Below are 22,628 nucleotides of genomic sequence, written 5' to 3'. Positions count from 1 at the left end.
ATACTATAAATACGAACTTTTGTTCGCATAAAATAATGAGGTGAGAAATCATGAAATCAATGAGACGTCTTGGCTTGGTATTAATGGTATTATTCTTAGGTATTGTTATTGGTAACTTTGGTATTCGACCAGCACTTTTAGTGTTTGTTCCGTTGTTTGCTTTGTGGTTCATGTTGTGGGATGAAAAGAAATACCGTCAGTCTGAACGACGTCGGCATCATGATGATCCCTTTTATCAAGAATCCTACTACAGTTCCAGACACTCCTAATGAACCAAGGAGCTGATTGTTTATTTTCAGAATAAAAATCTACTATTCCTCCCCCTTCTTCAAAAAGAATGGGAGTGGGACAAAAGTTGTTTTGATTTGAGAAATTGAAGAAAAAAACGAACAATACGCTTTTTGTATTGCTCGTTTTTTTTAAATTTTACGAAAAACCTGTCTTTTGGCCTTTCGTTTATTCGAGAGTCTGTTGCAAAACTGATTTTTAGTTTTATCCCACATTCTTTACCATGTATAACTGACGGATGTTTTCGTTGTCTCTTGGTTAAGCCTTACTGAATTCCATAATGTAACTCGTCTTAAAAATGGCTGTTGCAACTATCTATTTCAAGTTCACATGTTTGTCGAATCTCTTGATTACACTTTCCTATTTTATATATTCAATAGCGCTTGTAACACTTATTTTTAGGTGAAACTTCTGCAGTTTAAATCAGAAAACGACTGTCTATTTATCCCTAATTTATTGCTAGCTCCCCAATTTTCGAACTTTTTCTATTCACTGATCTTCTAGCATTGCTTTTTTCTATTCCTGTTGCTATAGCCTTTAATATACTTCTCTTCTCTTCTTCTCTTTTCACATTTGGTGTATTTTTATCTTTTTCCTTTTCTGCTTCCATTTTCTCATGAGGATCAGCACTATTTTTTATATTCTCTTGTTCTTGTGTTCGATTCAAGTGAGGACTTAAGTGATATTGATCTAAATTAAAAAGAGAAGACAAGGCGTAATTTTTAAATATCGTTGCTAGTTGGTCTGCTAATGGTTGCTCATCAAGATTTCTTGTTACCCTTTTTTTAAAGTCAAAACTTCTTTGCTCGGCAAGGTCTCTGATGATAACTGCTATCATTTCAGCATCTTCCATGTGAAAATTCACTCGTAACATATCATCGAAAATCAAAGCTCTCTCAACTGCCTGTGGCGATAAATTCGGCAAATTTTGCTGTTCTGCTAATCGATCGACAAAATTATGAAAGGCCGGAGATTTTACTATTTGAGGAAAGTTTTTATGATAATCATCTAACAGCTCCTTACCACTTATTTCATAACCTTTCCGTGGACTCGGGGCTAGCGCTATATCACCCGTACGTGCACCAAGATGTGTCGATTCATGTAGAATTACTTTGAATAGATCCCTTCTTCTCTCAATAACTGGATCAGGTGGCAAATGAAAAGTATCGGCCAGAAAGACCATTCTAGCTTGTGGATCAGTTGGTATCACGAATGCATAAACTCCCACTTTTTTTACTAATTGTGTTTCGTATCTCCCTGTATTTTGATTCAAAACCAAATCAGTAGATGCAATCCAAATATTTTCAAAGCCTGTATCTATTGTTGCTTGAAGGATTCGTTCCCCTCTTTCTGCTATTGATAGCAATCTTTGATTAATCTCTTTTAGTATCTGATTTTTATCTATTGCATGTTCTATTGTGAACATTTGTGCCAAATATTGCCCTTCTTTGGTAGCTGAAATATCTGGGACACTCGCCAATTGTTGGCATCGATCTTTTAGATATGAAAATGCGCGTCTTCCCTTATCAACTCCCTTTTTAAGATCTACTTGAAAATCTTTGAGAAAATCAGGTGAGTTCCTTGTATCGACTCCCTTGATTACTTGAAAATCGAGCTTAGGCCGGTTAGGAAGTGAAGTGAAGTGGGGATTCAGATCATTCTTCATCATGCTTGTCTTTAGATAAATCTCGTTTTCCAAAGAGGAGGCCAGAACCTCATTAGGTCTATTTGGAATAAAATTAGTCAATTTCTGAGGTTGTACCGTTAGATCCATTGGAACCGACAATCGTTGTATCATTATTTGACTTAGAGGCATTTGATTTGATGGAGGCAGTACAGATGCTTGTCTTACGGCATTCCACATATCTGATCTATCTGGACCAATAGGAAGTTTGTCTATCTCCTGTATAAAACTGAAGCGCGTACTCAAATCGAATTGTGGCAGGGCTACTTGTTGTGATCCTCCTGGTTGCGGTCCTACTGGTTGTGATCCTCCTGGTTGTGATCCTCCAGTTCTGTGATAATTTGCCTCAAATTTATCATACTCCAACTTAAGTTCAGCTTCCCAGATTTTTCTCTCCAAGACTGTTTCAACACGAAATTGATTGAATTCTGGGTGGAATCTTAGAATCATCATGGGGCTATTCGCATTTTTTTTCACCAAATGGTAACGTCTTGCTCTCTCATCCAATAAGATGAGCGGTACATAATGATTTTTTATCTTAATATACGTTCTTCCCGAAGCATCTCGCACTAATCCTCTCTCATTAGGTGCCGAAAACAGGATTGGCTTTGAATGAGTTTCGAAATTTCTGAGTTTTTTTCCAATTTTGTTCCCCACTTTTTTTCCTAAAAAAGGCGAAGTCACTGCTTCAAAATACCACTCGGCACCGTTGAAGTTTACAGGATACAGGATTCCCTCAAACTCTACATCGTAACGTACACTGTGCCCTGCAATCACCGTTTCTTTGACTGGAACCCATTGATTGTTTAATTGAATCAAGCGTTCATCTGGTTTATGAGGATAGTCGGATACCGTCCTGACGTTCCCTTCACCATACGCTTGAGGGTTTGCATTTATTCTGTCATACACATTCAGATCATCATTTATTTTGACTGCTACTTGATTAATCAATTTTTTCTGATCTTCTGAAAATTTTACTGGACCTTTATAAACTTCTAACTGTTTATTTTTCAATAGGTAATATTGACCGAATTTATCTCCATTTGAATTTATCACCTGTACATATAGACGTTTATCTATGAGTTTCACTGGTACCTCTGGGCCGCCTTTTGGCAATCGGGCTTTCACAATGGATCCCGAAGCAACTGAGGTTTCTTTTGTTAGTTTTTCTAACGACGTAACCAGATTCTTTATTTCCGTGCTTTGGACTCTAAATTTCAAGTGCGTTAATTTGGGCAGCAATTTGCTTATATCATATATAGTTTCAATACCTGGATCGATGTATCGAATCAGTTCAATCCCCAAACTTAATAATTCAGCACGGGTAGGGAGAAAATATTTGCTATTTCGTAAGACACCTTTTATCCCTCCTTTTAGAAGTTCTCTTAACACACCTGTTCCAAATTTTGCAGTCATTGCAATCGTCTGTCCTACTATTGGAAGCCATAAAAGAACATCCATCACACAGGCTGGAACCGCCTTTTCTGCATCTTTTTCGATGATTCCTGTCACACAGTCATAAAAAGGAATAAGACCCAAAAGGATGTCAATCCCTTTTTCTCTCCTTGTTTTTTCATCTCCACTTTTATACATTCGGTCATAGAATTTATCATAGTGCAGCGTGCCTAAGCCTCTGGCAAATATCTCTTGAGCACTAAGAGATTGACTATGCAAAGAGCTAAATAGCTGACTGTCTTTATTCACACTAAATTCTAATCGATCACGCGTATAGACGTACTTCTCCGCAAAAAACTCATGTTTATTGTACAATTCTGGATCCTTGTCTACTCGATAGACAGCATACCCTAAGTCCTTTCCCAACTTTTTCAATCCATACACTCGTTCTTCCTTACCACGTTTCGCCATGAACAAATCGGTGTCTTTTAATGATAAATTTTTCCACATAGGAAATCCTCGACTAGTAGCAGTTTCTTTTCGAAGTTCTGCAGATGCTTCATAAATCTGTGTCTTTTGCGAAAAAAGAAATTCGGACTCAGTTGAATTCATAGCATGCAGTGCTATTTCAATCATCTTCTTATCCAGTCGCGCATAAGTATCTGCCACATTTTTTGTCAACTCTTTATATTTTTCTTCCAAAACAGGGAGCGGCCTCTTCAATGTTGGACAAGGATTTTCTCCACTTAGATAGTAGTCGATCTCCTCTTCGCGTGTTTTTTGGTGAAACGGTGGAGTGCCCAATGGATGGAGAATTACATCGCCCACGAGTGGTGCATCGGCATCATAGCACGCTTGAATCACTTCTTCTGCTAAAGCTTTTTTACTACGCCAATTAAGCGCTGCTTTTTGATAGGATTGTAACAAAGTATTTACTGCTTTTTGTTCTTCAACTACTCTGAAATAACCTCTTTTCCAGTATCCAAAGAAAGTACTCAGGGCCACTTCTTTATAATTTCCTTTAGTGAAAGCTTCACGTAATGCTTCTGGTTCTAGTTGTGCTGTTGCAAGCAATGCGGGCAGTAAAATTGCCTGTAACTCAACAAAACGTAGTTCTTTTTTTTCAACTACGCTATCCATGAAAGCTACACCTAGACTTTTCTTTTGTGAATCATTAATTCCTTTAGGATTCCCTACAAACTCTAATAGTTTTCCCCCTATCATCTGTGGAAATAGTCCAGAACGAGAAATCAAATCCTGTTTTTCTAGCTGATTAATGTCAACAGATAGTGATGTTTGAATTAAATTTTTCCATAGCATAACAAAATTATGTTGCTGTTCGATTACCTGATTCTTAAACTCATCTACAGGGATTCTACGGTTGAAGTCAGATAAAGCGCCGTAAAGATCACTTTCAAGTTGAGAGACAGTAAACATGGATGGATCTGGTGCTTCCATAATTTTCTTAGCTAAGTATTCTTCGAATGATCCTCCGAGTATATTCTCAAATACCCACTTCCTCACCATCATTTCGGCAACTTTATCTGATATTTCCTCGCCTTTTCCTCCATAAAAATTCAATTCTTTTGTTATTACTTTGACGAATGCTTGAAGATTTTCTTTGTGAAAAACATTTTTATTATCCTCTGGCATGAGCCATTTCCCTGCGGCAATTAATACTGTTTCTTTTATTGCTCTGCCAGGTGGCAACAAACTCTCTTGACGCAAAAAAGCTTCCACTTTTCCCAGCAATTTTGGGCTTTGCCATACAGAAGTAACACCACTAGGTATGAACTCGTCTTTTGTTCTAAGTTCCTGTAATTCGGTCTCTTCTTTAGTTGTATCAGCTAGCCATTCACCTACAATGTCATTTGCTAGTTCTTCTGAGATTTCTTCTCCTTCCTCCTTTTCAAGGAGCACATTGGCTAATTGCTTGATTTTAAAAGCATACAATGCTTCTGGGCTAGTTTCCTTAATTCCAAGAGAATTCGATGGTTCTGAGTTGGTTACATCTAGCTCAACAGAATGCACTAGCTCCGAATTTACTGTCCCAAAAAACAGCCACTGTGTGACCGCTTGAATAAGACTTTTAGGATCAAAATACACGTAAGGCATTCCATTTTTAGCTAACAAAGAAGAAATTTCTATACGCTGATTCTCTTTTTGTTTTTCATCAAGTTCAGGTAGTTTTTTATTTAGTTGTGGGACTTCAATGTCATTTTCCCGAATAAAATCCGCGATTTTTTTCTCAAGATTCTCTGTTTCAGTTGCTTTATCTTTCGTGGATTCGCCATCTTTTTCCTTTTCAACTTCTCTAAAGCTGTACCCTACTTGTGCATTGTTATCTTCCCATTGCAATAAATAGAGCCGTGCCATAGTGGGAGACATATTTTCAGTTGTCCCCCCATATACTTTACAAATTAACTCAGCAACTTGATGTTGTCTTTCTATAATCGTTCCATAATTTTTTCCCGCAAAGATCCATTCTTGCACCTTTTGAACTAATTCTCTTGACGATGTAAGATCCTTTGAAAATTTTTGACTAGCAAGAAAGTGCCAAACTTCTTCATTTACCTCTTCTGTTTTTCCACGTGCATGAAACAAACTATCCTCATGATAGATAGGAGAGAGTATCTGAGTGCTAGGAATAGTGTGTGGTACCCCCTTCGTAAATTCAGCGAATATGCAATCTCTTTCTTTTTTATATTCATTAAAAGCAGTGACTAAGATGGGGTCTGTTTTAGACAAATCATATTGACTCGTCTTACCAGTGATTTCTTTGTATGTATAATCTTCTAATAACGTATTGGTTTTCCACTGTAAAAAGATATCTTGCAGTTTACCGGCAGATATAAATTCTCCCCACCTCACGTTCTCTATTCCGTAATTTTCAAGGATAATGTACGCCAAAAAATGTTTTCTTTCCAATTTATCTATCTCTTTATTTCCAATCCATTTTTGAGCAATTTCTAGTAATTCTACATCGGGAGTAGTATCGTTCGCACATTTTTCTTTCATGAAAAATTCTTTAAGTTTTTTATTTACGTTACTTGTTTCATTTTTCCTCTGAAAAAGTTCGTTATTATAAAAAAATATCGGTAATGGCTCTGGAAAACGTGTGAGAAGTAATTGTTTAGTGATAATCGTTTCATTCATTTGATCGACTTGTTTTCTCTCAAAGTCATCGGTCAAAGATGTTGGTCTATCAGATTGTTCGTCCATTAAAATCGCTTCAGTTGATGTCATCAAAGATTGCTCTTGCTCGGAAAGTGGCTTTGCTTCAATACCAAAGGTTGGGATTATTCTTTGAACAAAGCTATCTAACCTGGTTGCTAGATCACTAGTTAACTGACTAATCTTTGACAAAAAAACTACTTCGTCTTCTTTCAAAACAAACTCATTTTGTTCCGAAGTTGAGGGTTTATTTTCTGGCTCCGACGGGTTCGTTTTCGTTGATTTTGGGGTTTCGGAATGATTTGAGATATGTGAATTGATAAGCCAACTGACATCTCGTTTCGTTCGTTGAGCCACTGACTCCGGGTTCTCATAGTGAACCGAAAAAGTCCGCATCATCATACTTAAAAAGCAATCCATAATCGAGTCACCTGGCGCACCTCCCTGTTGTTCTGAATAGGTTGTCTGTTCAAATTGACTAAAAAAAGAAGAAAACGTTTCAGTTAGTTCTTCCCAAAAAGATGCCTGCTGCGAAACCACATTATCGTTAGAGTTATGGCTCTGTGCATATTCTTTTTCAAAGAATGCTTGAAAGTTTTTTCTCAACATTTGAGCTGCCTCTCCACTTGAAAAAGAATTAGCTGTTCCTTTTTTCTTTTCCGAAGAACTTGCAAACAAAAAGTGTTTAATCTCCTTTGATTGAATTGGATCCTGTTTATTCACTTGATTAGATTTAGCAGTTGCTGTTTGACAAATCGTATTAAAATGAGTTTTTTCAATCGTTCCACCTAACTGAAAAGTTTCTTTTTCTGTCGTACAATTTGAAAGTTCCTTAATACCATAGGCTAACTTATGGAGTTCCAGGCTCAGGTTATGAACTTCTTCTGACAAAATATAAACACGTCTCGAAGATCCTGATGATGATTCTTGTATGGCGTCACTTTTTTCTGTTCGATTCAGCGGTGTAGGCTGATTCACACGTGTAGTGTTCACCGTAGAACTTGATAGAAATGAATCAATTCTTACTTTTTCTCTTTCATGCCTCGTTTGTACCACCGTGTTTGCTTCAAACGCTGCGGAGGTTTTTTGAACAGCATTTTCTTGTTTTGGTCCCCCTTCTGAAGGTAATTCTAAATTTTGTAAGATACTTAATAGAAAAAGTATTCCTGTTGGAGATAACAGGGCTTCTCGTGTTGGTTGTTGGCCAATAGAATCGGCAATAAAATTCAGCTTTTCTTGTGTGGCCTTTGGACTATAGTTCTCATCATTCATCTCATTATAGAATCGACCAGTTTTTTCTCTAAAATCTGTCTGGGGCATTTTCATCATCCTCTCTTATTAATAACTCAAATCTGCTCAACCAAATTTAACCGTATTTCAGACTACCAACTGCTGAAAGCTTCTCTAAGGTAAAACTCAAGAGTCTTAATATAATAAAAATGATAATCCCCACGAAAACACTCAAGCTTTCCTATCTTTGATTATAGGATAGAAAATTTTGATGTGCCTTTTCAAAATATAGAAATAATGAGTTAACTACAACGAAATAACATTATTTTATTCAATTAATTAGAAGTTGATCAGGTTTAATTTCTTTTTATGAATTTGTATGCTTAGTATACTTCCTCCACTATTATCGCTATAACAGCAACCCAATCAGCTGCTTACTTTCAAAATTCATTCTCTGATAATAACATAATGAATTATTTTTATGATTCCTTTGAAAAGGTTCTCTACCTTGCAGAAAAAACAAATAATTATCCAAACAATAATTTCTTTTTTTTAAAAAAAGTGACGATAGACTGTGGACAATCACCTAAATTCGAAGTGTTGTTTTCAGTATTTTTATTTTTATATTAATCGTATAAATAACTTTAAGAGTAATTGTATTAGTTAGAAAACAACTCATTGAACGAATTTTTGCAGATAAAAAAAATCATGGTACAAAACGCACTACATAGCGGACTATGCTTTTTTCAAATTTGTCTCCACCAACACGATTTGACAAAGAGACAAAAAACGGCTCTATACTTTTTGATGTTGGTGAACTTCGCCAACATCTTTTTTGTATAAAAAAATATAGAAAAGACACCCTGAAATCCTTTAGAATTAATTTGGCTACCAATTCATAGGAGGATTCAAGATGTCTCATACTCAGCTTATCAAAGATACCCTAAATATTCTAGACCTAAATATCTATTTCGAGGAAAATTGTTTAACTAAAGAAAAATATAAAGGGCAAATTTGCTTGATTTACAAAGGAACTCTTCTGTACAAGCCAGAAGAGTGTCCCCATTGTCTTTGTGTCGTCCCCTCTAGGATCATTCGTTGGGGGACGACAACCGTTCGGTTGTTACTGAATGATGTGTCTGAGTATCGCACTTATCTGGAGTTGAAGAAACAACGATTTAAATGTAAGTCTTGCCAAAGAACATTCGTAGCGGATACCTCTGTTGCTGAAAAACACTGTTTCATTACTCAAAAAGTTCGTTGGTCTGTTATTGCTCGCTTAAAAGAGAATACTTCCATGACGGAAATCGCTCGTCAGAAAAATATTTCCACTTCTTCGGTCTATCGTGTCATGAAGCGATTCTACCGCCCATTGAATCCTTTCAAACAGACTTTGCCAAAGGTCTTATGCTTTGATGAATTCAAATCGGTTCGAAGTGTTGCCAGTGCAATGAGTTTTATCATGATGGACGGACAAAGCCATGCATTATTGGATATTGTCGAAAATCGACGCTTGCCTTATTTAGAACGCTATTTTTCTCGGTTTTCATTAGCGACTCGTGAAGCCGTTCAATTGATTGTTATTGATATGTATGCGCCTTATGTTTCGTTAGTTAAAAAGCTTTTCCCGAATGCTCAGTTGATCATCGACCGTTTCCACATCGTCCAACATATTGGCAGAACTTTCTTGAATCACCGAGTGAAAGAAACCACTGTACGACTTAAAGGATCTTCTCAGTCTCAACGAGGACTAGGGAAAAAAATGAAACGTTATTGGAAACTCCTACAAAAAGAAGAAGCAAAGTTAAACTATGAAAAACGGGTTTGGCGTGCCAGTTTTAAAGATTATTTGACTGAAAGTGAGATTGTCGATCGACTGTTAGCTGCTTGTCCCAACTTACGCCAAGGCTATCAGTTATACCAAGACATTCTTTATGCGGTAAAGAAAAGAGATCAGTCACTATTTGAGGATTGTTTAACTAGAGACATTAGCGGTCTGCCTGAAACCTATACAACCACTTTACGAACGTTTAAAAATTTTCTGCCACAGATCCAAAATGCGCTTCACTACAGCTATTCAAACGGACCATTAGAATGTTTAAACAACCACATCAAAGTATTAAAACGCAATGCGTACGGCTTTCGCAACTTTTACAATTTCAAACTACGGATCATGATTCGTCATGGCAAAACATTTTTAACCAAATAAACAGAACAGAAAGAGGGTTTCTTCTTTCTGTTCTGTCCAAATTATTCTAAGATTTCTCTTTACCAACATCATTTGACAAAGAGCCCAAAAAACAAGCCGAACCCTCCCAAAATAGTTGTTCCAATTTTGGGAGGGTCTGACTTGTTCAAAAAATGGTTCTATAATTTTTGGTGTTGCTTAAAAGAAAGTGATTTAGACTAGTGATTTCGGTTTAGCCTTCTTATCAGGTCAATCGAAATTCAATTAGTATTCCATCAATGTGATCATGTCATAGCCTTCGATTTTTTCGCGGCCTTTTAGTTCCATCAATTCGATCAAGAATGCACAGCCAACTACAACACCACCTAGTTCTTCCACTAAGTCGATCGTTGCTTTGATCGTACCACCTGTCGCTAGTAGATCATCGCAGATCAATACGCGTTGCCCTGGTTTGATTGCATCTTTGTGGAGCGTCAATGTATCTGTACCGTATTCAAGACCGTAAGTTACTTCGATCGTTTCACGAGGAAGTTTGCCTTTCTTACGTACTGGAGCAAAACCAACGCCCATTTCATAGGCTACCGGACAACCAACGATAAATCCGCGAGCTTCAGGTCCAACTACCATGTCAATTCGTTTTTCTTTTGCATAGTCCACGATTTGTTTTGTGGCCTCGCGGTAGGCATCTCCATCTGCCATAAGTGGGGAGATATCCCGAAAAATGATTCCTTTTGATGGGTAATCAGGAATGCTTGCAATATAATCTTTTAAATCCACTCTTTGTTTCCTCCTAGGTTGTTAACCTTTTTTTAATAGTTGGAATATCACTCAATAGTAAAAATTCCTCCACTTTGATCTTCTTAAGTCGCCGCTGATAAAGCGGACTTTCAGTCAATGGATGACTTTCAGGTTTTTCGACTTTTTGTAAAACGCCATTTTCTATTGTAACAAATTTCAACTCAAAAAACACCTGAATCATAAAAATTAATAATTTTTGTGGTATTTTCAAATAGGTTGAAATTGCTTCTAACTTATAACGGATATCGATTTTATCTTGCGTATGGATCAATTTGAACAATTTCGCATACTGTTCTCTTGTACCGACACCATTTAAATACGCTTCATCATGGGAAACCCCTAATAAATACATTCGATCAAATGAACCAAACGTAAGGATTTCTTCCAAAACAAGGAGATCAGTGGGACAATCAACGAGCAGCAATGCGTGGTAATTTTTTCCTTCAATTAACTCTTTCGTCTTTTCAAGGCTTTCAAAGAGTATGATCTTCTCTCTTATTTCCTTGTTCAACTCTTTAAGAGAATTTTTTTCAAAAGCCAAGTAAAAGATATCTTCTTTGAATTCGGTTAGGGTTCTATACCGTTTTGAACGCCAATCGAATATCTGGAAACCATTGACGCCAAAATCCGTTACCATCAACTGCGGTTTCTTGCGGCCATTCCATTCATTGACTGAAAGTTTCCCCACCACATCAATGGGGTTATTCAATAGTTCGTTTTCTTCACTACCAAATCCGAAAGCAACAGCATCCAATTGTGCACCATCGTCTACTAGCGTTAATTTTAAATGTTGTTGCGCTGTACCGATCCTTTTTACATTTTCAGCTGAAGTCTGACGGAATAGAAACTGCGGAACCGGATTATCCGTTCCAAATGGTGCGAGTAACTTCAAGGCATCGATCAACTCTACTGTTGCATCTTTTGGTGTCAAGATTTCATCAATCCTTAAAGCAGGACCCTTAGTTAAATCGATTCCTTGTTCTACAACATAGTGATTCATGCGTTCTTGTAAAGCTGAGATATTTTCTTTTGGCATCGTTAGACCGACAGCTGCATGGTGCCCTCCGAAGAATGTAAATAGATCACGCATCTTATCCAACATTTCATATAGATTCAGTGCGTCAACACTGCGACCAGACCCTTTAGCTGTTCCATCTTCTTTTATACCCAGAACAATAGTTGGTTTGCCTGTTTGGTTCATGATTTTACCAGCTACGATCCCCAAAACACCTTCATGCCAGCTAGGGTGTGCAAGTAAATGGATCTGATTCGTTTCGTCGATCATCCCTAGTGCTTCCTGAGCGATGTCATCCACTATTTTTTTTCTTTGATCATTGATCTCATTTAGTTTCTTGGCTTGTCTCGCTGCATCTTCTTCATCAAAAGTAGCCAATAATTCCACAGCTGGATTTGGATCACCCATACGGCCGATGGCATTCAATCGAGGCGCAATCGAAAAACCGATCATTGTTTCATCTGCCTCTTTCGCCTTCACGCCACTTTCTGAGAAAAGTGCTTGTAATCCGATGCGTTCAGAGTGCTTGATAGCATCCAAACCTAGAGAAACTAACACACGGTTTTCATCCGTCAGCGAAACCAGATCGGCAATCGTACCTATAGCAACTAAATCTAAGAATTCAGCCGGAGGTTCTTCTAGTAGAGCAGTGGCCACTTTAAAAGCTACACCTACTCCAGCAAGATCCGGAAAAGGATAATTTCCTTCTGGATGACGGGGATGCACGATGGCATAGGCCTCTGGTAAATGATCAGGTAACTCGTGATGATCTGTAATGATCACATCCACCCCAGCTTCCTGTGCATAGGAAACAGCCTCATTCCCTGCTACGCCATTATCGACAGTGACGATCAATTGGACCCCTGTTTCGATTTTTTCTTTGTATACAGTAGGATTTGGGCCGTATCCATGGAGAAAACGATTGGGTAAAAACGTTTCGACCTCTGCCCCTAAGAGTTCCAGTGTCTCTTTCATTACTGTCGTGCTAGTGATTCCGTCTGCATCATAGTCGCCGTAAACCAAGATTTTTTCTCCCTCGATCACAGCTTTTTGAATCCGACTGATGGCTTTGTCCATGTTGTGCATCAAGTAAGGATCATAAAGAGATTGTTCTTTTGGATTTAAAAATCGTTGTAATTCCTTTTCTTCTCGATAACCGCGTTGCCATAGCATCTTGCCGATAAAAGGAGAGATACCTTGTTTTTCGATCATTTGGAGAAAGGATGTGGAAGGCTCCATATCACTTAACTTCCAATCATAGTTTGCTTGTCTCACGTTCTCACTCCTAACTTAGTTATTATAGCAAAGGAAAACGCTAAAAAAAAGAAGAAAGAAACAAAAAGAAAGCCCGAAAAGAGGAAGGAATCCTAAAACTTTTTCGGGCCTCGCAAGAAATAGTCTTTATCAATTTTCTTAGCCTAAACATTCATGATAAAACCGATCAATCAAAATAATTATAGCTTTGTTTAGGTGATGGCGTATTATTTTCCTTTGGTGTTTGTAACTGTTGCAGTTGTTCTTTCGTTGCTTGCAGTTCTGCTTGATAAGCAGCTTCAAGTTCTGCGCGTTCATTTCTGAATTCACGCTGTTGTTCTTCTTTTGCCTCGTTCACTTTTGCTTCAACATCTTTTTGGGCTTCAGCTAGTTCTTGTGTCAACTGTTTGATTTGTTTTTTTTGTTGCCATAATGTCGTTGAGGCGGTGACAAAAACAATCAATGCGCCGATGATCGCAGAACCTATGATGACTAGGATCAGCGGTGCAGAAAACGAAGCAACACCGAAACTAACAGGCACATTTTTGTTATTCAATACCGCAAATAGTACAATGACTAAAACAAGTAGAAAACCGATGATCACACCACTTTGTTTTTTCACTTTTCTTCACCTACTTTTTATTGAAAATACCACTCGCTAAATAATCGCCAATTGTTGGGAAGAGCGTGTAAAATTTAGCTGCGATTTCAAGGATCACTGGTTTATTGATTTCACGTTTCGGATATTTCATATTACGAACGATTGCTTTCGCTAATTTGGTTGGATCCAAAACAAGTTGATCTACTTTTTCTAAATAGCTGCCACTAGGATCTGCTTTATCAAAGAAATCTGTAGCGACAGGTCCAGGATTGACAGTAGTAACGGCTACGCCTAATGGTTTCAATTCTAATCTCAATGCATTGGAAAATCCCAAAACAGCAAATTTCGTAGCGGAATAGATCGTTGATTTAGCTGTAGCCATTTTGCCAGCCATCGAAGCGATATTGATGATATGCCCTTGTCTTCGCTCAGCCATATCAAGTGCAAATTTTTGAGTCAAGACCATCATTCCCAACACATTTACTTCAAACATGTCGTACGCTTTGCCTAAATCAAAGCTTAGAAAATCTTCGAAAATACCGAAACCCGCATTATTGACTAACACATCGACTCGACCGACTTCATCCATTACTTTTTCATACAATGCATCGACACTATCGGGATCACTGACGTCTACTTGAAAAGCATAAGCCTCTGTTCCACTCAATCTTTTGCATTCTTCTTTTACTTCGCCGATCATCTGGATCCTTCTCGCACATGTAATGACGATTGCCCCTTGTTTTGCTGCTTCATAACAAATTTGAGCGCCTAATCCTCCAGAACCACCTGTTACTAGCACTACTTTATCTTCTAGATTCACACCTATTCCTCCTCACGAAACGGTACTTCAATTGTTTCAAAATCTTTCATGATCAACGTATTAGGAAAGATTTCTTTTGCTTCATTTTCAAGTTCCAATGCTGCTTTGCCTAAATAACGAGCACTGATATGTGTCAATAATAATTTGTTAGTTTTTGCTTCCTTCGCGATTTCCGCTGCTTGATGCGTAGTTGAATGGTAATAATTACGCGCCATTTTTTCCTCATTTTTGTTAAATGTACTTTCATGAACGAGTACATCACTATCCTGAGCAAGAAGGACAGAATTACCTGTTTTTCGAGTATCGCCTAAAATCGTGACGATCCTACCTTTTTTATCCGGTCCCACAAATGCTTTGCCATCAATGGTCCGTCCATCATCAAGAGTGACTGTTTCACCTTTTTTTAGCTTACCATAGATCGGTCCAGCTGGAATAGCTAATTCTTTCAGTTTGTCGACTTGCAATTCTCCTTTATGGTCATGCTCCACGACCCGATAGCCAAAACTATCGATGCCATGATCCAGTTTCTTTGTATAAACAGAAAATTGTTGGTCTTCAAAGATTGGCTGATCCTCAGTCAATTCAATAAATTTCAACGCATAACCTAATCGAGTTTGCGAAACAGCTAAAGAAGTTTTGATAAACGTTTCGATTCCTTTAGGTCCGTATATTTCAAGCGGTGTATCTCCCCCTTGAAAAGAGCGGCTGCTAAGTAAACCAGGTAATCCAAAAATATGATCCCCATGTAAATGGGTGATGAATATTTTTTCGATTTTTCGTGGGCGGATACTCGTACGCAAGATCTGCATCTGTGTTCCTTCCCCACAATCAAATAACCAAACTTCATTTCTTTCATCTAAGAGTTTTAATGCAATACTTGTCACATTTCTATGTTTAGCAGGTACTCCTGCTCCTGTTCCTAAAAATTGTAATTCCATAATCTACCTGACTTTCTTTAAGTTCCCTATTAATTTTATGGGAAAATCAACTGATAATCAACCGAAAGTCTAAAATGCTTCAATAATCATAAGAAATAAACCAAAATCGAAAAGGAGGTCGAGACAAAAATCGTTTAGGTTTGAGAAATTGGAGAAAAAAACGATGTTGGGACAGAAGTGTTTAACTCCGAGAAATAAGAAGAAATTCACGAAAATTGCTTTTCAAATTTTTGTGAATTTCGGCTTATTTACGAAGGAGTTGCTTCTGCTCCCACCGTTTATTCGTTTTTAAAGAATGAGACAAAAGTGTTTCTTACTTTTGTCCCACATTCATCGTTATTCAGCTGGATGATCGGAATCAGCATCCTGTTGAGGATGTTTGTCTTGCCAGTTTTTCTTGGCAGCTTCTTTTGCTTTATCCTCGACTTCTCGGGCATCATGGACATCTTTTTCTACATCATCGTAGTCCAAACGAGTGATTTCTCCCCCTAATTCCATTGTCACTAATTGATTCAATGGACGGTTGTCTTCTTCTTCAGCAATCAAAATCAGCCCAGTCGTACCTTCACTGATTTTACTTCCTACAAAATCGAAAACTGTCTGTGCATCTTTGATTTCTTTCGCGTCTTGTGTTGCTCCGATCATTCCGCCAGCAAACCAGCCTAACAGAATCCCTAGTGGTCCTCCCAGAATGCCAACCAGCATGCCGATCAATCCGCCAGTGGATGATTTGTTGTTGCCTGTAAAATCTAGAAAATCTTCAATTTTGAATTGATGGGCCCCATTTGGTTCATGACGGATGACTGCCATTTGCTCTCCTTTGATCGAACGAGCAGCATGGAATTTTTTGATTTCAGAAAACGCTTGATAGGCTTGACTCTCTACAGGAAAATTTAAAATGATTACTCGTTTATTCATCGAAAACACTCCTTCTTCTTTTTATTCATTCTACCGTTTATTTCAAAAAAACAAAAGAAATACCCTTTAAAAATAACAAAAAAGAGCAAGAAAAAAGCAAATCTACTTTTCTCTCACTCTTTAGATACTCAAAAACAAACTTTTATTATTTTACTACTTGAAACAATTTACCATTATTCAACGAATTCAAATTCAAATTCGCCGATTCTTACGAGGTCGCCATCTTTAGCTCCTCTAGCACGTAATGCTTCGTCGACACCCATTCCACGTAATTGACGGGCAAAGCGCATAACTGTTTCATCATGGTCGAAGTTTGTCATTTGGAACAATTTCTCGATCTTTTCACCAGATAAGATCCAAGTAGCATCTGGATCACGGTCGATCTTGAATTCTGGCTCATCTGGATTAAAGCCATATTGTACTGTTTCTTCCTCGATTTCTTCATCATATAGAGGAAATTCTGGTGTAACCTCAAGTAGATCCGCTGTTGCATTCAATAATGGATCAATTCCTTTTCTAGTCACGCCTGAAATTGGGAAAACAGGAATGTCATCTGCAAACTCGTCTGTTTTTTCTTTGTTCAATTGCTCTTTGAATTTTGCCAAGTTTTCTTCAGCGTTTGGCATATCCATTTTATTTGCAACAATGATCTGTGGACGTTCGAGTAAACGTAGATTATAAGAAGATAATTCATGATTGATTGCTAAATAATCTTCATATGGATCTCTTCCTTCCATTCCACTCATGTCGATCACATGTAGGATAACGCGCGTACGTTCGATGTGACGTAAAAATTGAGTTCCCAGTCCAACGCCTTGGGAAGCTCCTTCAATCAGACCTGGTAGATCAGCGGCTGCAAAACTTCTGCCATCGCTGGTTGTAACCATGCCGAGATTCGGAACAAGGGTCGTAAAATGATACGCACCGATTTTCGGACGAGCTGAAGAAATCACTGAAAGAAGTGTGGATTTACCTACAGAAGGAAAACCAACCAAACCTACATCAGCCAGTACCTTCAATTCTAATTCGATTTTTCTTTCTTGACCTGGTTCGCCATTTTCGGCGATTTCAGGTGCTGGATTTCTTGGTGAAGCGAATCGGATATTTCCACGACCGCCGCGGCCACCTTTTGCTACAACAAGTGTTTGACCATTTTCAATCAAATCACCTAGTAAAGCACCTGTTTCTGCGTCTCTCACTGTTGTTCCCTGTGGCACCTTGACATACGTATCTTCTGATCCACGGCCATGCATACCTTTACTCATCCCGTTTTCTCCAGGTTGAGCTTTAAAATGACGGTTGAAACGAAAATCCATCAATGTGCGTAATCCTTCGTCAACAACTAAGATCACCGCACCCCCGTGTCCGCCATCACCGCCAGCAGGACCACCATCAGGTACATATTTTTCTCTGCGGAATGCCACCATTCCGTCGCCGCCTTTACCGGCTTTCACATCGATCGTCACTTGATCTAAAAACATGGACATCTTTAAGTCCTCCTATTAATTTATTTATATTTAATTACTTGACTGCCTGAATTTCCACAATAAACAAAAGTCCTATTTATTTTATCGGTGAAAAGCCATTTTGTCCATCTTTTCAGCCAAAGTTTCTCCCTTTTGTCTGTTTTATCTCTGATTTGACTTGCCTACTTACTTGCGAAGACTCAAAAACGGAAATAATTAAGGTTACTTTACTTTTGTAAGTATAATTTTTTGACAAATGAAAACAACAGGAGGAAAATAATAGATGTATTAATGAAGATTGGGCATTCGACAATCTCCAAATAAAGGAGGAACTTTTGATTATGACAGTAAAAGTAGGTATTAATGGATTTGGACGTATTGGACGTTTGGCGTTCCGCCGTATCAAAGAAGTATCAGATGATATTGAAGTAGTAGCAATCAATGACTTAACTAGCCCAACGATGTTGGCTCAATTGTTACAATTTGATTCAACACACGGTACGTATCCAGGTACAGTTACTGCAACAGAAGACTCAATCGTAGTTGATGGTGAAACTACACGCGTGTATGCTGAACCTGATGCAAGTAAGATCCCTTGGGTTAAAGAAAATGGTGTCGATATTGTTTTAGAATGTACTGGTTTTTACACTTCTGAAGAAAAAGCACAAGCCCACTTGAACGCAGGCGTTAAACGTGTCGTGATCTCTGCACCAGCTGGAGCAATGAAAACGATCGTTTATAACGTAAATGATGATACGTTAGATGCAAATGACAAAATCATTTCTGCTGGTTCTTGTACAACAAACTGCTTAGCACCAATGGCTTACTTTTTAAATAATGAATTTGGGATTGAAGTAGGAACAATGACAACTGTCCATGCTTATACTTCTACACAAATGTTACTAGACGGCCCAGTAAAAGGTGGTAACTTACGTGCTGCTCGTTCTGCAGCAGATAACACCATCCCTCACTCAACTGGTGCTGCAAAAGCAATCGGCTTAGTTATTCCTGAATTACAAGGAAAACTTCAAGGACATGCACAACGTGTTCCAGTCGTTGATGGCTCATTAACAGAATTAGTTTCAATCTTAAAAACAAAAGTAACTGCTGAAGAAGTTAACGAAGCAATCAAGAAACATACTGTTGATAATCCTTCATTTGGGTATGACGATCGCGAAATCGTTTCTGGTGACGTTATCGGAACGACTCAAGGTTCAATTTTTGACCCAACACAAACTGAAGTAACTACAGCAGGTGATTTCCAATTAGTGAAAACAGTTGCTTGGTACGACAATGAATATGGGTTCACTTGCCAAATGATTCGTCTATTAGAAAAATTTGCAAATCTTTGATTTTAATTGAATAATGACATAAACAGAGAGGTTGGGACAGAAGTGTTTAACTCCGAGAAATAAGAAGAAATTAACGAAAATTGCTTTTCAAATTTTTTGTGAATTTCGGCTTATTTCCGAAGGAGTTGCTTCTGCTCCCACCGTTTATTCGAGAGTCTGTGGCAAAACTGATTTTTAGTTTTGTCCCACGCACTCTTTTTTTTACACTAATACTGACTGATCTTTTTTTATAACCTGACTTTGTGTAGAAACGCTACTTTTTTTGCTGATTGTCTGCTTGTTCTGCCTGTTCATTTTCCTCTACTAAATAGTAGGTGAATCACTTGAATGTGCTTTTTCATAAAAGGCTGGATTGTCTATTCCACCTGACTTAGCAGGCAACTTCCGATGTTTTTTGATTGTGTCCATACTTTTTTGGAATGCACTAAGTTTTTTCTCCTCTATTTGCTTTTTTTCATGAATACTAAAGGATTTTTCATACGAAAGATCAGATGCCTTTATATTTTTTATCGCTATCGCTAGATTATTTTTCTGTTTGCTTGTAAATGTCGGTGAATTTTTTTCGATGCCTTTAAGATGATCAATAACTAGTTGATGGATGATTTCAACATTTTCTGGAAGTGAAAGCATCTGCGGTTCTTTTACCAACTCCTCATTGAAAATCCCCGAACAAACTGCATAATTTACTGCACATTCAAAATTTTTGATATCGCCTTTATCCACGGTATCTACCTCTTCGTATTTTCGAAATTCTTTCTGTACGCTTATCTTATCCAATCCATCATATGTAGAAAACTTATTATTGCTCTCTCTTGTTGACGTTAACAGATCTGCTATAAGATGTGTTCTAACGGTTGGAACAAGATACCTAGTTAGAGCAACATTAGGCCCCTGTGATAAAAATTTTTCTAACTCTTTGTTCCTTATATCTTTAAAATAAGTATTATGTTTATCTATGACAATTATTTCATAGTTGATGTCATCGATCTTACGGATAACGACGCCACCTACTTTCCCCCTGTTAGTATTTTCAGACGTGAAAAAAGCTGGATAGACTAAAAATGAAGACTTGGTATTTGCACTCAATTCATATAAGGAACGAATGGTTCCATATTTACTTGTTAAAAACATTGCACTCTTCTCTAGCGAAACACTCAATAGGTGAAACAATATTTTTGGAGTATTCATCGGATTTAGTGCGTCTTTTGTTAAGCTACCGTTTTTAAATAGAGTTGCCCAATAGGATAAATACGATTTAAACTCTTCGTTAACAAACGATTGCTTCTCACTTTTGCTACACGCTAAACCTACCATTCTTGCATGATACTGCTCGATTTTCTCAGGCCCTTCATCTTTCTGGAATAATTCAGTAAAAAAAATCCTTGTTTCCTCCTCCGCTTTCCTCTGTTCGCGAGAGATAGTTTTTCTATTTAAAGCTTTTTGATAGTGATATTTTTCTTTCAAGGATTCTTTTTCTATATTTTTCTGTCTTTTTTCCGATACTTGATAATTTTTTCCTAACAAAGGTTTCTCATCCATTTGGATCCTCCTTTATATTTTATTAGTGGCTCGCTGTTCCCACAATTATGACCACTAGTATACTTCGCATATTTTCCAACATTTAATGTAGTTTTCTGACTACTAGTGTATATTGTAATGCCAAACAAATAGTCCTTTTTTTATTTGTATCTGGAAATTTAGTTTTCTCTAGAAGATACACCTTGAATAAGCCTAGCAGATAACTAATGAAAAATGGCCTATCGACTATTAGAAACAGATACTAGCTATGATCGTTTCTTAAACACTTTGGTTGGGGTACATACGAAAAAAAAGACAAAGGCATCTACTTATCTTCTTCGCAAGAAAATAAATCGATACTTTTGTCTACAACGTAAAGCTTGCTAATGATAAACAACTAAGTAACCAGTATTTTAACTATTTCACTTTTTTTATCTTGATCGAATCGGATCGTTGAAATTTTTACCCTTCAACGATTTTCTCCTCATCCGATCGTACGACTAGCCACTCAACAGCAACTAGTCGACTTTTTACCGAATCCCTCGAAATCTACTCTTCACACTTATCCCCATAGTGCGATTGTTTGACACTTTCTACACCGCCGACAATTTATTTCTTTGAGTTTCTCCCACTCGATCCCCCCTCGCTTTCTATTTTTATACTAAAAGAATAACAACAAAGTGACCTTTCGTGTTAAAAATATCCTTAACACATAAAAAAACGTCTTGTATGGAGTAAAAATAAGTTTGATTATACATGTTTCTTTTTTTATATATCACAGACAGGTCGAACCAATCTCAGTTTCATTTGATCTACGAGAGTGGGACAGATCTAAACAACTTTTGTCTCGACCTCATTGCGCATCTCGATGAAGTGTTCAACTATAAAAAACAAGCCGAACAACCACCAAAAAGAAACATTCTTGGGATCATTCGGCCTAGTGCCATTTGTTGATTTTAAGAGAAACTTTCGTATATTCCGTTCGAGCACACGGATTACAAAAATTTTATTTCAACTGAAAATCATTGGACATATTTATTTAAGAAGTCTTTTACAACCGTTTGGTATTTTTCTGGATCGATTGAATACGCCTTTGCGTGTTCAGCACCTTTGACTACGTATTTCTCTTTTGGCCCTTTCGTTGCATCATATACTTTGTCCAACATTTCATAAGGAACAAAGGTGTCCGCATCCCCATGAATAAATAACATTGGTCGCTTATTTTTTTCTAACTGATCGACCGCACTAGCTTCGCCAAAGAAATACCCTGCTCTGACTTTCGTCATTAAACTCGTCACTGGGATCAATGGGAATGCCGGCAGATGAAACATGTCATCTAATTGATAGCTAAGTTCATCGCTAACGGAAGAATATCCACAATCTTCAATGATTGCTTTTACATTATTAGGCAGTTTCTCCCCGCTAGTCATCATAACAGTAGCTGCTCCCATACTGATACCATAAAGAACGATTTTTTGCGATGGCCCCTCTTTTTCTATGATTTGATGGATCCACTGGACATAATCTTTTCGTTCTGGCCAGCCAAATCCAATGTAATCTCCTTCGCTTTCTCCGTGGCCGCGAGCATCTGGGACTAACACGTTATAGCCTAAATCATGGAACATTTTTGCGTAATTTGCCATTGTTTCTGCGTTGCCCATATAGCCATGAGCGGCAATCACTGTTTTCTCACTTTTTGTTGCTGCCGGTAGATAAATGGCTGAAAGTTTCAAGCCATCTTTTGAAGTAAGGTGCCAATAACTGCGATTTTCTTTGTCATTGAACCATTTTTGTGCTTCTGTTTCCTTCACTACCTGTGATGTACCTGGTGTGTCGTCTTCTAAAAAATCTTTTTCAGATGGTACGACTGCGTAATTATAAAAATAATTTCCTGCAAATAATAATGCCACGATAATCACTATGATGATTCCTATGGCTATTTTGATCCAAAGTTTCATGTCATACCTTCCTTTATTTCAATATTCCAAC

Annotated in this window: 13 protein-coding genes and 1 pseudogene; 4 read left to right on the top strand and 10 right to left on the bottom strand. The window is 37.7% G+C overall.

Annotation, left to right across the window (positions count from 1 at the left end; translation table 11 throughout):
• The first annotated feature begins 50 nt into the window (after positions 1-50).
• Positions 51-269 carry a hypothetical protein gene (locus CJZ72_RS11155; protein ID WP_005875860.1) on the top strand — a complete coding sequence of 73 codons (219 nt, stop codon included), beginning with the start codon at positions 51-53 and terminating at the stop codon, positions 267-269.
• A 467-nt stretch (positions 270-736) separates the two neighbouring features.
• On the opposite strand, the gene CJZ72_RS11145 is transcribed toward CJZ72_RS11155, so the two are convergent.
• The gene (locus CJZ72_RS11145; RefSeq protein ID WP_232509739.1) at positions 737-7,861 is read right to left on the bottom strand and encodes a QWxxN domain; all 7,125 of its coding nucleotides are present in this window, start codon (positions 7,859-7,861) and stop codon (positions 737-739) included.
• Positions 7,862-8,684: 823 nt separating this feature from the next.
• Here CJZ72_RS11145 and CJZ72_RS11140 point away from each other — a divergent pair.
• Positions 8,685-9,980: an ISL3 family transposase gene (locus tag CJZ72_RS11140; protein WP_095443582.1), complete on the top strand. Its 1,296-nt coding sequence runs from the start codon at positions 8,685-8,687 to the stop codon at positions 9,978-9,980.
• Positions 9,981-10,223: 243 nt separating this feature from the next.
• Here the strand turns inward: CJZ72_RS11140 and CJZ72_RS11135 are convergent, their stop codons facing one another.
• From CJZ72_RS11135 to obgE, 7 genes are all read right to left on the bottom strand, one after another.
• Entirely contained in the window at positions 10,224-10,736 is a 513-nt protein-coding gene (locus CJZ72_RS11135) for an adenine phosphoribosyltransferase (RefSeq protein WP_005875866.1), read from the bottom strand.
• 13 nt (positions 10,737-10,749) lie between these two features.
• Positions 10,750-13,047, bottom strand: coding sequence for a single-stranded-DNA-specific exonuclease RecJ (gene recJ / locus CJZ72_RS11130; RefSeq protein ID WP_095443836.1), 2,298 nt, complete (start codon positions 13,045-13,047; stop codon positions 10,750-10,752).
• Positions 13,048-13,213: 166 nt separating this feature from the next.
• On the bottom strand, positions 13,214-13,648 hold the full coding sequence (locus tag CJZ72_RS11125; RefSeq protein ID WP_081133498.1) for a LapA family protein: 435 nt from the start codon (positions 13,646-13,648) through the stop codon (positions 13,214-13,216).
• A gap of 10 nt (positions 13,649-13,658) precedes the next feature.
• A complete protein-coding gene (locus CJZ72_RS11120; RefSeq protein ID WP_005875872.1) occupies positions 13,659-14,447 on the bottom strand; it encodes an SDR family NAD(P)-dependent oxidoreductase in 789 nt (262 codons plus the stop codon).
• A 2-nt stretch (positions 14,448-14,449) separates the two neighbouring features.
• Complete coding sequence (rnz, locus tag CJZ72_RS11115) at positions 14,450-15,385, bottom strand: ribonuclease Z (RefSeq protein ID WP_081133497.1); 936 nt, start codon at positions 15,383-15,385, stop codon at positions 14,450-14,452.
• Positions 15,386-15,721: 336 nt separating this feature from the next.
• The gene (locus CJZ72_RS11110) at positions 15,722-16,303 is read right to left on the bottom strand and encodes a DUF1269 domain-containing protein (RefSeq protein WP_081133496.1); all 582 of its coding nucleotides are present in this window, start codon (positions 16,301-16,303) and stop codon (positions 15,722-15,724) included.
• 173 nt (positions 16,304-16,476) lie between these two features.
• Entirely contained in the window at positions 16,477-17,790 is a 1,314-nt protein-coding gene (gene obgE, locus CJZ72_RS11105) for a GTPase ObgE (protein WP_016176722.1), read from the bottom strand.
• Positions 17,791-18,110: 320 nt separating this feature from the next.
• Here obgE and gap point away from each other — a divergent pair, with 320 nt between their 5' ends.
• Both gap and CJZ72_RS15135 read left to right on the top strand, forming a co-directional pair.
• Entirely contained in the window at positions 18,111-19,121 is a 1,011-nt protein-coding gene (gene gap / locus CJZ72_RS11100; RefSeq protein ID WP_081133494.1) for a type I glyceraldehyde-3-phosphate dehydrogenase, read from the top strand.
• A gap of 31 nt (positions 19,122-19,152) precedes the next feature.
• Positions 19,153-19,273 (top strand): annotated as a pseudogene (locus CJZ72_RS15135) (DUF3788 family protein); the annotation flags it as partial.
• Positions 19,274-19,424: 151 nt separating this feature from the next.
• Here CJZ72_RS15135 and CJZ72_RS11090 read toward each other — a convergent pair.
• Both CJZ72_RS11090 and CJZ72_RS11085 read right to left on the bottom strand, forming a co-directional pair.
• On the bottom strand, positions 19,425-20,660 hold the full coding sequence (locus CJZ72_RS11090) for a hypothetical protein (RefSeq protein WP_081133492.1): 1,236 nt from the start codon (positions 20,658-20,660) through the stop codon (positions 19,425-19,427).
• Positions 20,661-21,661: 1,001 nt separating this feature from the next.
• Complete coding sequence (locus CJZ72_RS11085) at positions 21,662-22,597, bottom strand: alpha/beta hydrolase (RefSeq protein ID WP_081133491.1); 936 nt, start codon at positions 22,595-22,597, stop codon at positions 21,662-21,664.
• Positions 22,598-22,628: the final 31 nt, after the last annotated feature.

This window comes from Enterococcus durans (assembly GCF_002277935.1).
Taxonomy (GTDB): domain Bacteria; phylum Bacillota; class Bacilli; order Lactobacillales; family Enterococcaceae; genus Enterococcus_B; species Enterococcus_B durans.
This window is presented reverse-complemented; position numbering and strand designations above follow the sequence as displayed.